Here is a 14,491-nt window from a genome sequence, read left to right as displayed (position 1 = left end):
CGCCGAATACCGCGCGCTCGACGCCGCGCACCACATCCACCCGTTTTCCGACATGGGCGCGCTGAATCGCGCGGGCAGCCGCGTGATCGTGAAGGCCGACGGCGTCTACCTGTGGGACTCGGACGGCAACAAGGTGATCGACGGGATGGCCGGGCTCTGGTGCGTGAACGTCGGCTACGGCCGCAAGGAGCTCGCGGACGCCGCGTATCGCCAGTTGCAGGAACTGCCGTTCTACAACACGTTCTTCAAGACCACGCACCCGCCGGTGATCGAGCTGTCGGCGATGCTCGCCGAGGTGACACCCGCGGGTTTCAACCACTTCTTCTATTGCAACAGCGGCTCGGAAGGCAACGACACCGTGCTGCGGCTCGTGCATCAGTACTGGCGCGTGCAGGGCAAGCCGCAGAAGAAATACGTGATCTCGCGCAAGAACGGCTATCACGGCTCGACGATCGCCGGCGGCACGCTCGGCGGGATGGGCTACATGCACGAGCAGATGCCGTCGAAGGTCGAGCACATCGTGCACATCGACCAGCCGTATTTCTTCGGCGAAGCGCAGCCGGGCGAGACGCCCGACGCATTCGGCCTCGCACGCGCGCAGCAGCTCGAAGCGAAGATCCTCGAACTCGGCGCGGAGAACGTCGCGGCGTTCATCGGCGAGCCGTTCCAGGGCGCGGGCGGCGTGATCTTCCCGCCGTCGACGTACTGGCCGGAAATCGAGCGGATCTGCCGCAAGTACGACATCCTGCTCGTCGCCGACGAAGTGATCGGCGGGTTCGGCCGCACCGGCGAATGGTTCGCACACCAGCATTTCGGCTTCGAGCCGGACCTGATCACGATGGCCAAGGGGCTGACGTCGGGCTACGTGCCGATGGGCGCGGTCGGTATTCACGAGCGCATCGCGCGCCCGATCATCGACCACGGCGAATTCAATCACGGGCTCACGTACTCGGGGCACCCGGTGGCCGCGGCCGTCGCGGTCGCGAACCTGAAGCTGCTGCGCGACGAAGGGATCGTCGAGCGCGTGAAGCGTGATATCGGGCCGTATTTCCAGCGCCGGCTGCGAGAGGCGCTTGGCGATCATCCGATCGTCGGCGAGATTGCGGGGGCGGGGCTGGTGGCCGGCGTGCAGCTCGCGCGCGATCGCGACCGGCGCGCGCGGTTCGACGCGAGCGTCGATGTCGGCACGATCTGCCGCGACTTCTGCTTCAACGGCAACCTGATCATGCGTGCGACCGGTGATCGGATGCTGCTGTCGCCGCCGCTCGTGATTCGGGAGGCAGAGGTCGACGAGATCGTCGACAAGGCAACGCGCGCGTTCGACGCGACGGCGGAGCGGGTCGGACAGGGAGGGTAGTGAATCGCGCGCTTCGGTCGCGCGTGGTCGAAGCGATATCGCATCGACCGGACAGAGAACGGTAGCGACAGCGGGCTGCAAAAGCGCGGCCGCAAAACGAAAAGGGCCTGCGTCGTGAGACGCAGGCCCTTGAATTCTTTGGTGGGCGGTACTGGGATCGAACCAGTGACCCCTGCCGTGTGAAGGCAGTGCTCTACCGCTGAGCTAACCGCCCAAAGAAGAATCAAATTATGTCAGAGCTTTCGGGGTTCGTAAAGTACTTTCTGCAAATAATTTTCAGGGCCGCGTGAATGCTCGTCAGCCGGCCGTCGACGGCTCGACGAGATCGAGGATCGAGCCGTCGCGTTTGAGCGTCGCGAGCACGATGCTCGAATTGATCGACATCACGCCGGTGGCGCGGTGCAGCCGATTGATCACGAAGTCGGAGTAGTGGTCGAGGTCGCGCGCGCGCACCGTCAGCACGTAGTTCGATCCGCCCGTCACGATCTGCGCGGCGATGACTTCCGGCCACTGCTGGATCGCCTCGACGAACCGATCGTGCCACTCGGGCACGTCCGGGCGCATCGACACGTGCACCAGCGCCTCGAACGCCACGCCCACCTTCTTCGGGTCGATCGTGCAGCGGTAGCCCGAAATGGCGCCGCGTTCCTCGAGCAGCTTCACGCGCCGCAGGCATGCCGACGGCGACAGCGCGACCGCGTTCGACAGGTCCTGATTGCTGATGCGGCCGTCCCGTTCGAGGTGCCGGAGGATCCGCATGTCGGTTCGATCCAGAGTCATTTCGCAGAATCCTGTCAGTTTCGAGATAGTAGTCGAAGACTCTACTGCAATCGGATCGAATCGTCACCGAAAAGTGAAGCTCATTCTATTTCGTCCTCGATAACATGCGCCCCATGCCTCGATCGCACCGCGTGGCGCGACGCCAGGCCGCCGGTCGCACCGTCTCCACTTCTACCGACATTCCGCCATGTACGAACACATCCCCGCCTACCCGGGCGATCCGATCCTGTCGCTGTTCCAGGCGTTCCAGCAGGACGCGCAGCCGCACAAGGTCAACCTCAGCATCGGCCTCTACTACGACGACGCGGGCCGCATCCCGGTGCTCGAGAGCACGCGCATCGCGGCCGAGCGGCTGCGCGAAGCGGGTGCGCCGCACACCTACCTGCCGATGGAAGGGCTCGCCGCGTACCGGCAGGGCGTGCAGCGTCTCGTGTTCGGCGCCGATTGCGCGGCGCTCGCACAGGGCCGCATCGCGACGCTGCAGACGCTCGGCGGTTCGGGTGCGCTGCGCGTCGGCGCCGAGTTCGTGAAGCGCTATTTCCCCGACAGCGCGATCTGGATCAGCGATCCGACGTGGGACAACCATCGCGTGATCTTCTCGGCGGCCGGGCTCGACGTGCACACGTATCCGTACTACGACGAAGCGCGCAACGGCCTGCGTGTCGACGCGATGCTCGCGGCGCTCGACGCGCTGCCCGCGCGCAGCATCGTGCTGCTGCAGCCGTGCTGCCACAACCCGACGGGCCTCGACCTGAGCCGCGGCGCATGGCGCGCGGTGATCGACGTGCTCGTGCGCCGCGGGCTGATTCCGTTCGTCGACATGGCGTATCAGGGCTTCGGCGACGGCCTCGACGACGATGCATGGGCCGTGCGCGCGATCGTCGACGCCGGGTTGCCGGCGATCGTCAGCAATTCGTTCTCGAAGAATTTCTCGTTGTATGGCGAGCGCGTCGGCGGGCTGTCGATCGTCTGCGCGAGCAAAGGCGAGGCGGTGACGGTGCTGAGCCAGTTGCAGGCCGGCGTGCGCCGCACCTATTCGAGCCCGCCGCTGTTCGGCGCGCAGCTCGTGGCGACGGTGCTGAGCGACGACGCGCTGCGCGCGCGTTGGGAAGACGAGGTCGCGCAGGTGCGCGCGCGCATCAAGCGCATGCGCGGCGCGCTGAAGGAGCGGCTCGATGCGCGCCTGCCCGCGCAGGCCTTCGACGCGCTCGTCACGCAGCGCGGGATGTTCAGCTATACGGGCATCGCCGCGGCCGACGTGGACCGTCTGCGTACGTCGCACGGCGTCTATCTGTTGCGCTCGGGCCGCATGTGCATCGCGGGTCTGAACGACGCGAACGTCGAGCACGTCGCGAACGCGATCGCCGACGTACTCGGCGGCGCGGCGCGCGAGGCGGCCTGAGCAACCGGTTTCAATCGAAGGAGAACACGATGGCAGACAGGATCCCGGTCGACTTGCCGCAGCTCGCGCAGCCGTTCTCGTGGGCGACCCGCGCGGGCGGGCTGATGTTTACCGGCCACGGGCCGGTCGATGCGTGCGGCGCGATCGTCGGCGACACGATGACCGAGCAGGCGCGCGTCACGCTCGGCAATCTCGCGAAGGCCGTCGCGGCAGCCGGCGCGACGATGGACGACGTCGCGCAGGTGCTCGTCTACCTGTCCGACGTGAAGGCAATGCCCGAATTCGACGCCGAATACCGGCGCCACTTCCGCGAACCGTACCCGAATCGCACGTGCGTGGGCGTGCAGGGCTTTGCGCATCCGGACATGCGCGTCGAACTCGTCGCGTACGTCGCGTTGCCGGCGGCGCGCGACTAGCACGCGTGCCGCTTCGCGCGGATGGCAGTACTCGAGGTTACCGACAACATCAACAAACGAAAGACAAGGATGGAGACAAACATGAAGAGCATCGGTCGATTTGCACTACCGACGATGACGGGCCTGCTCGCCGCGAGCGGCGCGATGGCGCAGAGCAGCGTGACGCTGTACGGGATCGTCGACCAGAGCCTCCGCTACACGACGCATGCGGACGCATCGAACGACGCGAGCGTGCAGATGACCAACGGCGCGATCACCAACAGCCGCTGGGGCCTGACGGGCAGTGAAGCGCTCGGCGGCGGACTGAAGGCGATCTTCCGGCTCGAAAGCGGCTTCGAGCCGCAGAACGGGCAGCTCGACGGCGCGCTGTTCGGCCGCTATGCGTATGTCGGCGTCGCGAGCGACTGGGGCACCGTGAAGCTCGGCCGGCAGGCGACCGAGGCGTTCAACCTGTTCGGCGATCTCGATCCGCTGACGGTCGGCAACTACGCGGCCAACATGTGGCCGTACTTCCTCACGGGCCGCGCGAGCAACGTCGTCAGCTACGACGGCACGTTCGGCGGGCTGGACGTCGGCGCGAGCTACGGCTTCGGCGGCGTCGCGGGCACCCTCGGCGCGAATGCGTACTGGGGCACGCACGTGTCGTACACGCTCGGCGGCCTGATGGTCGGCGCGACGTACCAGCAGGTGCGCGACCTGGCGAGCCGCGCGCAGCAGGCATGGGGCGCGGGCGCACGCTATGCGTTCGGCGTGACGACGCTGTATGCGGGCTACCTCGGCGGCATCGACCGCACGGGCCTGCTCGACCAGCAATTGCTGAACGCGCCGGCGCGCGACGTGACCTACGGTTCATTCGTCGACAATCCGCGCCGCGACGCGATCTTCTACACCGGCGCGAGCGTGAAGGTCACGCCGGCGGTGTCGGTAACCGGCGTCGCGTACTACGACGACATCCGCAATGTCAACGGCATCGCCGGCAACGGCGGCAAGCGCTATACGGGCGTGCTCGAGGCCGAGTACGCGCTGTCGAAGGCCACGCAGGTCTACGCGACGGTCGACTACAACCGGGTGACTGGCGGCGCGTTCACCGAAATGCCCGGACGCGGCAACCAGACGGGCATCGCGGCCGGCCTGCGCCACCTGTTCTGAGCACTCGGCGCGCGACGGCCGGTGCGGTCCGGCGCCGGCCAGCGCGCCGTCGAAGTTTCGACCGGACAATCGCTTTCGAACGAGGTCATTCGATGCAATCAGAAGGGCAATTCCAGCACATCGCGGCGCGCGAGCAGGGGCTCCGCCGCACGCTTTCCGCACGACAGATGGCGATGATCGCGATCGGCGGTGCGATCGGCACCGGTCTCTTTCTCGGCAGCGGGTTCGCGATCGGCTTCGCGGGCCCGAGCGTGCTCGTCAGCTACGCGATCGGCGCGTTCATCTCGCTGCTGCTGATGGGCTGTCTCGCGGAGATGACGGTCGCGCACCCGACCTCCGGGTCGTTCGGCGCGTATGCCGAACATTACGTGAGCCCGTGGGCCGGGTTTCTCGTGCGCTACGCGTACTGGGCGTGCATCGTGCTCGCGGTCGGCACCGAAGTCACCGCGATCGCGCTGTACATGAAGTACTGGTTCCCGGGCGTGCCGGGCTGGCTGTGGATCGTCGGTTTCTCGGCGCTGCTCGTGTTCGTCAATGCACGCAGCGTCGACGTGTTCGGCGCGGTCGAATACGGCTTCTCCGTCGTGAAGATCGCGGCGATCGTCGGCTTCATCGTGCTCGGCGCGTACGTCGTGTTCGGCCATCCGACGCTGGTCGGCGATGGCGCGGCCCGCGCGGGCTTCCACCATTACACCGGTCACGGCGGCTTCTTTCCGAAGGGCATGTGGGGAATGTGGGTCGCGGTGATCGTGTCGATCTTCAGCTACCTGAGCATCGAGATGATCGCGGTCGCGGCGGGCGAGGCGGAAGATCCCGAGCGCGCGGTCACGCGCGCGTTCCGCTCGACGATCGTGCGGCTCGTGCTGTTCTACCTCGTCACGCTCGCGCTGATGCTCGCGATCGTGCCGTGGACGGCGGCGGGGCGCGACGAGAGCCCGTTCGTGAAGGTGATGGAGGCGATCCACCTGCCGGGCGCGGCGGGGCTGATCAACTTCGTCGTGCTGATCGCCGCGCTGTCCGCGATGAACAGCCAGCTCTACATCACGACGCGGATGATGTTCAGCCTGTCGCGCGCCGGTCATGCGCCGAAGGCGCTCGGCGAAGTGAACGCGCGTGGCGTGCCGTTGGGCGCGCTGATGCTGTCGACGCTCGGCATCGCGCTCGCGACGGTGTTGAGCGTGCTGTATCCGGACGCGTCGTTCACGATCATGATGGCGGTGTCGATGTTCGGCGCGCTGTTCACGTGGATGATGATCTTCGTCACGCACTACTGCTTCCGGCGGCGTCGCGCAGCGCTCGGCCTGCCGGCGGCTGCATTCCGGATGCGCGGGTTTCCGCTGCTGACGCTGCTCGGTGCCGGGCTGATGCTCGCGGTGATGGTGACGACCTACTTCACGGCCGAGTTCCACATGACGCTGATCTTCGGGATTCCGTTCCTGATCGTGCTGTCCGTCGTGTACGCGGTGTGGTATCGGCGCGCGCAGCCGGTGCTGCAGCCCGAAGCGAAGTAACGCAGGCGCAGCGGCGCGAAGTAGCGAAGCGAAGTATCGGCGCGCGCGTCAGCCCGCGAGCGCGGGCAGCGCGTCGATCGACGCGCGCACGTAGTCGGCGAAGCGCAGCGCGACCGGTTCGGCGGTACCGCTGCGCTTCAGCTCGAGCGTGCGCGATTCGAGCGACGCATCCTTCAGCGGCCGGAACGCGAGCCGGTCGCTCTTCACTTGTTGCAGCACGCGCGGCACCAGCGCGATGCCCATCCCGAACTCGATCATCGACAGAATCGTCTGCCATAGCCGCGCTTCGTGACGGATCAGCGGGCTGAAGCCCGCGTTCACGCATTGCGCGATGATCAGGTCGTGATAGTGCGGCGCCGCCTCACGCGGAAACAGGATGAACGGCTCCGCGGCCAGCGCGGCGAGCGCGACCTGTCGGCGCCGCGCGAGCGGGTGCGCGGCCGGCAGGCAGCACACGAACGGTTCCGCGTAGACGGGCGTCGATTCGACCTCGGGCGGGCAGTGGCCCCAGTGCGCGTAGCCGAGATCGATCTGGCCGCGCTGGATCGCCTGCACCTGCGCCTGCGTGTTCATCTCGCTCAGCACGATCTCGATGCCCGGATAGTCGGCCTCGAAGCGCCGCACCGCATCGGGCAGCCCGCGATACAGCATCGAATGGACGAAGCCGATCCGCAGCCGGCCCGCGAGCCCCGACGCGGAACGCACGGTGAGACGCTCGGCCTCGGCCGCCTGCAGCAGCAGCCGGCGCGCTTCGCCGAGCAGCACCGCGCCCGCGTTGGTCAGCGCGACCGTCTTGTTGGTCCGCGAAAAAAGCTGCACGCCGAGCGCTTCCTCGAACTTGCGGATGTCGAAGCTCAGCGCCGGCTGCGAGATGAACAGGCGTTTCGCCGCGCGCCCGAAATGCAGCTCCTCGGCGACCGCCACGAAGTAGCGCAACTGCCTCAGTTCCATGGTGTCTCCTCCGGCGCATCGGCATCGATAAGCGCCGTCTATCGTACCGGATAAATCCTGTATTGGACGCTTATCGATCGCGCGCCTACGCTCTGCTGAACGCTTGGCATCGGCCGGCTGCGCCGCACGGCGCGCGCACCGGCCGGCAGCCGGGCCACCACGGAGACGCATGCATGAACGACACCGCTCGCACGCCGGACGCCGGCGTATCCAACAACATCCCCGACAGCCGCGGCATCAATTTCTTCACGGCGGATCCCGATCTCGGCGCATTGCTGAAGCTGCATCTCGGCGCCGACCAATACGCGGCACTCGAGCCGCGGCTGCATGCGCTCGGCGCACGCGTGTCGGGCGAGCTCGACGAATGGGCGTCGCGCGCGGACAAGCATCCGCCCGTGCTCGAGCACCGCAATCGCCGTGGTGAAGCCGTGCAGCGGATCGACAAGGACCCCGCGTATGTCGCGCTCGAACGCGTCGCCTATTCGGAACTCGGGCTCGCGTCGCTGAGCCATCAACCCGACGCGGTGGCGCCGCTCGTCAAGTACGCGCTGACGTTCCTGTTCGTACAGGCCGAATTCGGGCTGTGCTGCCCGGTCAGCATGACCGATTCGCTCACGCGCACGCTGCGCCGTTTCGGCGAGCCGGCGCTCGTCGAGCGCTACCTGCCGATGCTTGCGTCGCGCGATTTCGACGCGCTGTTCCAGGGTGCGATGTTCATGACCGAGCAGGCGGCCGGCTCCGACGTCGCGCGCATCGCGACGCGCGCGGCGCGTGACACGGACGCGCAGGGCAACGCGGTCTGGCGGCTGTACGGCGACAAGTGGTTCTGTTCGAACGCGGACGCCGATCTCGCGATGGTGCTCGCGCGACCCGACGGCGCGCCGGACGGCATCAAGGGCCTCGCGTTGTTCCTGCTGCCGAAGACGCTGCCGGACGGCACGCGCAACGCGTACCGGATCGTGCGCTTGAAGGACAAGCTCGGCAGTCGCTCGATGGCGAGCGGCGAGATCACGCTCGAAGGCGCGCAGGCCTACCTGATCGGCGCGATCGGCCGCGGTTTTCACCAGATGGCCGACATGATCAACATGTCGCGGCTGTCGAACGGCGTGCGCGCGGCCGGGCTGATGCGGCGCGCGCTGAACGAGTCGCTGCACGTGGCGGCGAACCGCGCCGCATTCGGCCGCAAGCTGATCGAGATGCCGCTGATGCAGCGCCAGCTGATGAAGATGCTGCTGCCCGCCGAGGCCGCGCGCGCGATGTTCATGCAGATCGCGCTGCTGCTGCCGCAGGCGGATGCGGGCGACGAGCAGGCCGCGCGCTGCGTGCGCATCCTGACGCCGCTGATCAAGTTCCGCGCGTGCCGCGACGCACGCCGCGTGACGGGCGATGCGATGGAAGTGCGCGGCGGCACCGGCTACATCGAGGAATGGAGCGATGCGCGTCTCGTGCGCGACGCGCATCTCGGCTCGATCTGGGAAGGCACGAGCAACATCGTCGCGCTCGACGTCGCGCGCGCCGCGCAGCGCGAGCATGCGCTCGATGCGCTGCGCACGTTCCTCGGCGACCGGCTCGGTGCCGCGCCGCTGCCCGACGCGAGCCGCGCGGCACTGCGGCGCATTCTCGCGCGCGCGTGCGATGCGCTTGCTCGGGTCGCGGCGGACGGTGACGACGCGTGCGTCCGGCAGGCCGCGTCCGCGTTGTATTACGCGAGCGCGGCCGTGCTGATGGCATGCGAAGGCGTGCGGCTCGCGCCCGATTACCGGCGCCTCGCGCTCGCGCATCTGATCCTGTGCTACAAGCTGTTGCCGATCGATCCGCTCGCGCCGGCATCGCGCGACGAGGAATCGGCCGCGTTCGACGCGCTGCTGCGCGGCACGCCGGTGCCGCTCGACATGGCGCTCGACCTGCTGCCGGAGGTCGAACGATGAGCGCGACGACAGCGACACATGCGGCGATGGCGGCGACGGCGAACCCGACGCGCGGCGCACTCGACGGCCTGAAGGTCGTCGACCTGAGCCGCGTGCTCGGCGGCCCGTACTGCACGCAGGCGCTCGCCGACCACGGCGCGACGGTGATCAAGATCGAGCCGCCGGACGGCGACGAGACGCGCGGCTGGGGGCCGCCGTTTCTCGGCGATACGGCCTGGTACTTCATGGGCGTGAACCGCAACAAGGAAGGGCTCGCGCTCGACTTGTCCTGCGACGAAGGGCGCGCGATCCTGTGGCGCCTGCTCGAAGAAGCCGACGTGCTCGTCGAGAACTTCAAGCCCGGCACGCTCGTGCGCTGGGGGATGGACTACGCACGCGACCTGCGGCCGCGCTTTCCGCGCCTGATCCACTGCGCGGTGACGGGCTTCGGCGAAGACGGCCCGCTCGGCGGGCTGCCCGGCTACGACGCGGTGATCCAGGCGATGGCCGGGCTGATGAGCGTGAACGGCGAGCGCGACGGCGGCGCGATGCGCATCGGCCTGCCGATCGTGGACATGGTCACGGGGCTCAACGCGCTGGCCGGCATCCTGCTCGCGCTCGCGGAGCGCGAGAAGAGCGGGCAGGGCCAGTCGGTCGACATCGCGCTGTACGACTGCGGCGTGTCGCTGCTGCATCCGCACCTGCCGAACTTCTTCGGCTCGGCGCGCGTGCCCGAGCGCAGCGGCAATGCGCATCCGAACATCGCGCCGTACGACAGCTACCGCACGGCCACCGTGCCGATCTTCCTTGCGGTCGGCAACGACCGGCAGTTCGCGCGGCTCGTCGCGCACCTCGGCGCGCCGGCGCTCGCCGGCGACCCGCGCTTCGTCGACAACCGCAGCCGCTGCGCGCACCGCTCGCAGCTGAAGGTCGAGCTGGAGGCGCGGCTCGCCGCGCATCCGTGCGAGCCGCTCGCCCGCGACCTGATGGCAGCCGGCGTGCCGTGCGGGCCGGTGCGCAATGTCGGCGACGTCACGCGCGATCCGCATGCGCTGCACCGGAACCTGTTCGTCGAGCTTGGCGCATATCGCGGCACCGCATCGCCGGTGAAGCTGTCGCGCACGCCGGCGACTTACCGTACGCCGCCGCCCGCGCTCGGCCGCGACACGCGCGCGGTGCTCGATCGGCTCGGCGTCGATCCGGCGCTCCAGCAGCAACTGCTCGACGCCGGCGTGCTGAAGGTCGCGCCGGAACCGGCGTGACCGGCCGACGGGGCAGCTGCACGTGAGCTGCCTCAGCGGCGAAACGAAACGAAACGCAACACCGCAACACCGCAACACATCGCCAGCCGGCGGCGCATGGCCGGCCATCCGGCGACGCGCGCGACAGTCGCGCGGCCGATCACGAACATGGAGACATCGATGAGCCGTCCGCAATCCCCGTCTGCCGCGCAATCACAACCGCGGCCCGGCCGTGCCGCTTTCGCGGCATTCGTCGGCACCACGATCGAGTGGTACGACTTCTACATCTACGGCACGGCCGCCGCGCTCGTGTTCGGCAAGGTGTTCTTTTCCAGCACGATGGACCCGGGCGTCGCGACGCTGCTCGCGTTCGTCACGTTCTGGGCCGGCTTCGCCGCGCGGCCGCTCGGCGGGATCGTGTTCGGGCATCTCGGCGATCGCGTCGGCCGCAAGACGGCGCTCGTGATCACCCTCGTGATGATGGGCCTCGCGACGACCGGCATCGGTCTGTTGCCCGGCTACGCGTCGATCGGCGTGTGGGCGCCGGCAGGGCTCGTCGTGCTGCGCGTGCTGCAAGGCATCGCGGTCGGCGGCGAGTGGGGCGGCGCGGTGCTGATCGCGAGCGAGAACGCGCCGAAGCATCGCAGCATCCTGTACGCGGCGTTCGCGCAGCAGGGCTCGCCCACCGGCAACCTGCTCGCGACGGCCGCGTTCTTCGCGCTGAGCGCGCTGCCGACGCCGTCGTTCCTGATGTGGGGCTGGCGCATCCCGTTCCTGCTGTCGGCGGTGCTCGTGATCATCGGGATGGTGATCCGGCTGCGGCTCGAGGAATCGGTCGACATGCAGCGCGTGCTCGCGCGCAAGCGTACCGTGAAGCTGCCGCTGCGCGACGTCGTGCGCGACCACTGGGTTGTCGTGCTGCTCGCGGCCGGCACGCTGCCGGTGATCAACGTCACGTACTTCCGCAGCACGTTCGCGCTGTCGTGGGCGACCAAGGAGCTCGGTTACGCGCAGGGCACGTTCCTCGGCATCCTGTCGATCTCGCTCGTCGTGCAGTTCCTGATGCAGCCGGTCGGCGCGTGGTTCGTGTCGAAGGTCGACATGCGGCGCGCGATGTGCTGGATCCTGATTCCGGAGATCGTGCTGATGCCGGTGATGTTCCATGCGCTCGCCACGCGTTCGTACTGGGTTGCCGTTGCCGGCATGTGCATCTCGACGATCCCGTCGGCGATGTTCTACGGCGCGGTCGGCGGCGTGCTCGCGCGCGTGTTTCCGGCCAACATTCGCTACACGGGGCTGTCGCTCGCGTATCAACTGAGTGCGCTCGTCGTCGGCGGCGGCACGCCGGTGCTCGCGCAGGCGATCCTGAACGCGACCGGCAGCATCGTCGGCGTCGCGATCGCGGCGGGGCTCTATGCGCTCGTGTCGCTCGCATGCATGCTCGCGCTACTCAATCGCACCGGCTACCGCGCGGACGAGCTGTCGACGGCCGAGCGCAGCGATGCGGCTGAGTGGGGCACCGAAAGCATGGGGGCAGGAAGTCCCGCAGACGAAGCCGCGCAACCCGAGGATCGCGGCACGTTGAAACCGGCGGGCTGAGTCGGACAGGCTGGCGCGACGCGGCGAGGTGGCGGCGCGGCGCGGGGCAGTGGCGACGCAATAACACGGCAACGCGGCAACGTGGCGATTCCACAGCATCGGGTGCAGGGCGGACCGCGCGTCGCGTTGCGTCGGCCCGCGCCAGACCAAGCGCCCCAAAAGCAAACGGCACCGTGCGATACACGGTGCCGTTTGCTATTTTCGCGATGGTTCGCACGACGAGGCCGGCGCCGCCGGCCCGCGCGCGTCGCGGGTGCTCAGCCTTCGGTCGGCGGCACGTAGCCGGACGCCTGGTCCGCGCCGTCGCCGAAGAAGTACTTCTCGGTCTGCTTCATCAGGTACTGGCGCGCGCGCGGGTCGGCCATGTTCAGGCGGTTCTCGTTGATCAGCATCGTCTGCTGCTTGAGCCAGCCTTGCCATGCTTCCTTCGACACGCTTTCGTAAATGCGCTTGCCGAGTTCGCCCGGCAGCGGCGGGAAATCGAGGCCTTCGGCTTCCTTGCCGAGCTTCGCGCATTGGATCATTCGAGCCATCGTGTACTTCTCCTGTAATCGGTGTCTGGGGGAGGGCAGTCGTGCCTGCGCTCAGAGCTGTTTCATCAGCACGAGCGACTTGCGCTGCCAGTTATAGAGTTTGCGGCGGTCTTCCGGCAGGTCATCGACGCTGACCTTGACGAAGCCGCGCTTGAGGAACCAGTGCTCGGTGCGCGTCGTGAGCACGAAGATATGCGTGAGGCCGCGCGCGCGGGCGCGCTGCTCGATGCGCTTGAGCAGGCGTTCGCCATCGCCCGAGCCTTGCGCTTCCGGCGCGACCGTCAGGCACGCCATCTCGCCGATCTTCTCCTGCTGGTACGGATACAGCGCCGCACAGCCGAACAGCACGCCATCGTGCTCGATCACCGAGAAGTGGTCGATGTCGCGTTCGATCTGGTGGCGGCCGCGCCGCACCAGCGTGCCGTCGGACTCGAGCGGCTCGATCAGCGACAGGATGCCGCCGACGTCGTCCGGCGTCGCTTCGCGCAGGCTCTCGAGGTTCTCGTACGAGATCATCGTGCCGACGCCGTCGTGCAGGAACAGTTCGAGCAGCATGCTGCCGTCGAGCGACTGCGGAATCAGGTGGGCACGTGTCACGCCGCCACGGCATGCGCGGATCGAATGCTTCAGGAAGAACGCGTCGTCGCCCTGGACGTTGCCGGAATCGAGCAGCTCGGCGGCCGCGTCGAGCGACATTTCACGCACCAGCTCGCCTTCGTCGTCGACGATGCCCGGCGCTTCGGTCAGGAAGATGATCTTGTCGGCGCGCAGCGCGATCGCGGCGGCCGATGCGACGTCTTCCATCGACAGGTTGAACGCTTCGCCGGTCGGCGAGAAACCGAGCGGCGACAGCAGCACGAGCTTGCGGCTCGCGAGCGAATGACGGATCGATTCGGCGTCGATCTTGCGCACGATGCCCGTGTGCGCGAAATCGACCCCGTCGAGAATCCCCACCGGCCGCGCGGTCACGAAGTTGCCGGACACGACGCTGATGTGCGCGTGCGCCATCGGCGAGTTCGGCAGGCCCTGGCTGATCGCGGCCTCGATGTCGAGACGCACTTCGCCGGCCGCTTCCTTCGCCGATTCGAGCGCGCGCGCATCGGTGATGCGCAGCCCGTGCGAAAACTCGGATTCGACACCGTGCAGGCTCAGCTGCTCCTCGACCTGCGGCCGCGAGCCGTGCACCAGCACGATCTGGATGCCCATCGCCTGCAACAGCGCGATGTCGGACACGAGCGCGTTCAGCAGCCCCTGCTGCACCACCTCGCCGCCGAACCCCACGACGAACGTGCTGTTGCGGAACTTGTGGATATAGGGCGCGACGGAGCGCATCCAGTCGACGAACTGCGCGTGGCTGGCGGCCGAATCGTCGGCGGCCGGCGGCGTCGCGGCGCCGGTCTGGGCGGGAGGGAGGTCGGTTTGGGAATTCATGGGCGGGATTATAATGCGCCCCCATGTCGAATGTTTCTAAAAGTCCCGCGCAGACGCGGGCCAATACGCCGTCGGCGAAGCACCCGGATGGTGCGGCCGATGCGCGCGAGCAGCAGGGCCAGCCGCCGCGCCAGCAGCAGGACAAGCCGGCGGGCACGCCGGCACCCGCGCCGCGCGAGCCGCGCGGCGGCGAACGGCGCGGCGATGCGCGCCA

The 14,491-nt window shown here is 68.0% G+C and carries 13 protein-coding genes and 1 tRNA gene; 9 read left to right on the top strand and 5 right to left on the bottom strand.

All coding sequences use genetic code 11. The features are described from left to right. The coding region (locus O1Q03_RS38825) for an aspartate aminotransferase family protein (protein WP_269511188.1) at positions 1-1,357 on the top strand (1,357 nt) is incomplete at its 5' end. 139 nt (positions 1,358-1,496) lie between these two features. On the opposite strand, the gene O1Q03_RS38820 is transcribed toward O1Q03_RS38825, so the two are convergent. After that, positions 1,497-1,571 (bottom strand) — tRNA-Val (locus O1Q03_RS38820). An 83-nt stretch (positions 1,572-1,654) separates the two neighbouring features. Next, positions 1,655-2,137 (bottom strand): Lrp/AsnC family transcriptional regulator, encoded by a 483-nt coding sequence (locus O1Q03_RS38815; RefSeq protein ID WP_269511185.1) that lies wholly within the window; start codon positions 2,135-2,137, stop codon positions 1,655-1,657. Positions 2,138-2,324: 187 nt separating this feature from the next. Between O1Q03_RS38815 and O1Q03_RS38810 the strand changes: the two genes are divergently transcribed. The 4 genes from O1Q03_RS38810 (at position 2,325) to O1Q03_RS38795 (ending at position 6,615) form a co-directional block, all read left to right on the top strand. Then, on the top strand, positions 2,325-3,539 hold the full coding sequence (locus O1Q03_RS38810; protein ID WP_269511182.1) for an amino acid aminotransferase: 1,215 nt from the start codon (positions 2,325-2,327) through the stop codon (positions 3,537-3,539). Positions 3,540-3,568: 29 nt separating this feature from the next. Next, a complete protein-coding gene (locus tag O1Q03_RS38805; protein ID WP_269511179.1) occupies positions 3,569-3,955 on the top strand; it encodes a RidA family protein in 387 nt (128 codons plus the stop codon). An 81-nt stretch (positions 3,956-4,036) separates the two neighbouring features. After that, complete coding sequence (locus tag O1Q03_RS38800) at positions 4,037-5,104, top strand: porin (RefSeq protein WP_442865924.1); 1,068 nt, start codon at positions 4,037-4,039, stop codon at positions 5,102-5,104. A 92-nt stretch (positions 5,105-5,196) separates the two neighbouring features. Next, complete coding sequence (locus O1Q03_RS38795; RefSeq protein WP_269511176.1) at positions 5,197-6,615, top strand: amino acid permease; 1,419 nt, start codon at positions 5,197-5,199, stop codon at positions 6,613-6,615. A 48-nt stretch (positions 6,616-6,663) separates the two neighbouring features. Here O1Q03_RS38795 and O1Q03_RS38790 read toward each other — a convergent pair whose 3' ends face one another. Next, positions 6,664-7,566, bottom strand: coding sequence for a LysR family transcriptional regulator (locus O1Q03_RS38790; RefSeq protein ID WP_269511173.1), 903 nt, complete (start codon positions 7,564-7,566; stop codon positions 6,664-6,666). Positions 7,567-7,739: 173 nt separating this feature from the next. Here O1Q03_RS38790 and O1Q03_RS38785 point away from each other — a divergent pair, with 173 nt between their 5' ends. The 3 genes from O1Q03_RS38785 (at position 7,740) to O1Q03_RS38775 (ending at position 12,313) form a co-directional block, all read left to right on the top strand. Next, on the top strand, positions 7,740-9,494 hold the full coding sequence (locus tag O1Q03_RS38785) for an acyl-CoA dehydrogenase family protein (protein WP_269511170.1): 1,755 nt from the start codon (positions 7,740-7,742) through the stop codon (positions 9,492-9,494). Then, on the top strand, positions 9,491-10,735 hold the full coding sequence (locus tag O1Q03_RS38780; protein ID WP_269511167.1) for a CaiB/BaiF CoA transferase family protein: 1,245 nt from the start codon (positions 9,491-9,493) through the stop codon (positions 10,733-10,735). Before O1Q03_RS38785 ends, O1Q03_RS38780 begins: the two co-directional genes overlap by 4 nt. A 159-nt stretch (positions 10,736-10,894) precedes the next feature. Next, positions 10,895-12,313, top strand: coding sequence for an MFS transporter (locus O1Q03_RS38775; protein ID WP_269511164.1), 1,419 nt, complete (start codon positions 10,895-10,897; stop codon positions 12,311-12,313). Between the two features lie 257 nt (positions 12,314-12,570). Here O1Q03_RS38775 and O1Q03_RS38770 read toward each other — a convergent pair whose 3' ends face one another. Both O1Q03_RS38770 and argA read right to left on the bottom strand, forming a co-directional pair. Then, entirely contained in the window at positions 12,571-12,846 is a 276-nt protein-coding gene (locus O1Q03_RS38770; protein WP_006478357.1) for an oxidative damage protection protein, read from the bottom strand. 51 nt (positions 12,847-12,897) lie between these two features. Then, positions 12,898-14,277, bottom strand: coding sequence for an amino-acid N-acetyltransferase (argA, locus tag O1Q03_RS38765; protein WP_014896599.1), 1,380 nt, complete (start codon positions 14,275-14,277; stop codon positions 12,898-12,900). Positions 14,278-14,300: 23 nt separating this feature from the next. On the opposite strand from argA, the gene O1Q03_RS38760 reads away from it, so the two are divergent. Beyond that, the coding region (locus tag O1Q03_RS38760) for a hypothetical protein (RefSeq protein ID WP_269511161.1) at positions 14,301-14,491 on the top strand (191 nt) is incomplete at its 3' end.

The organism is Burkholderia sp. IMCC1007, from assembly GCF_027257875.1.
Lineage (GTDB): Bacteria > Pseudomonadota > Gammaproteobacteria > Burkholderiales > Burkholderiaceae > Burkholderia.
The sequence above is the reverse complement of the archived record's forward strand: the minus strand, read 5'-3'. Positions and strand labels throughout refer to the sequence as shown.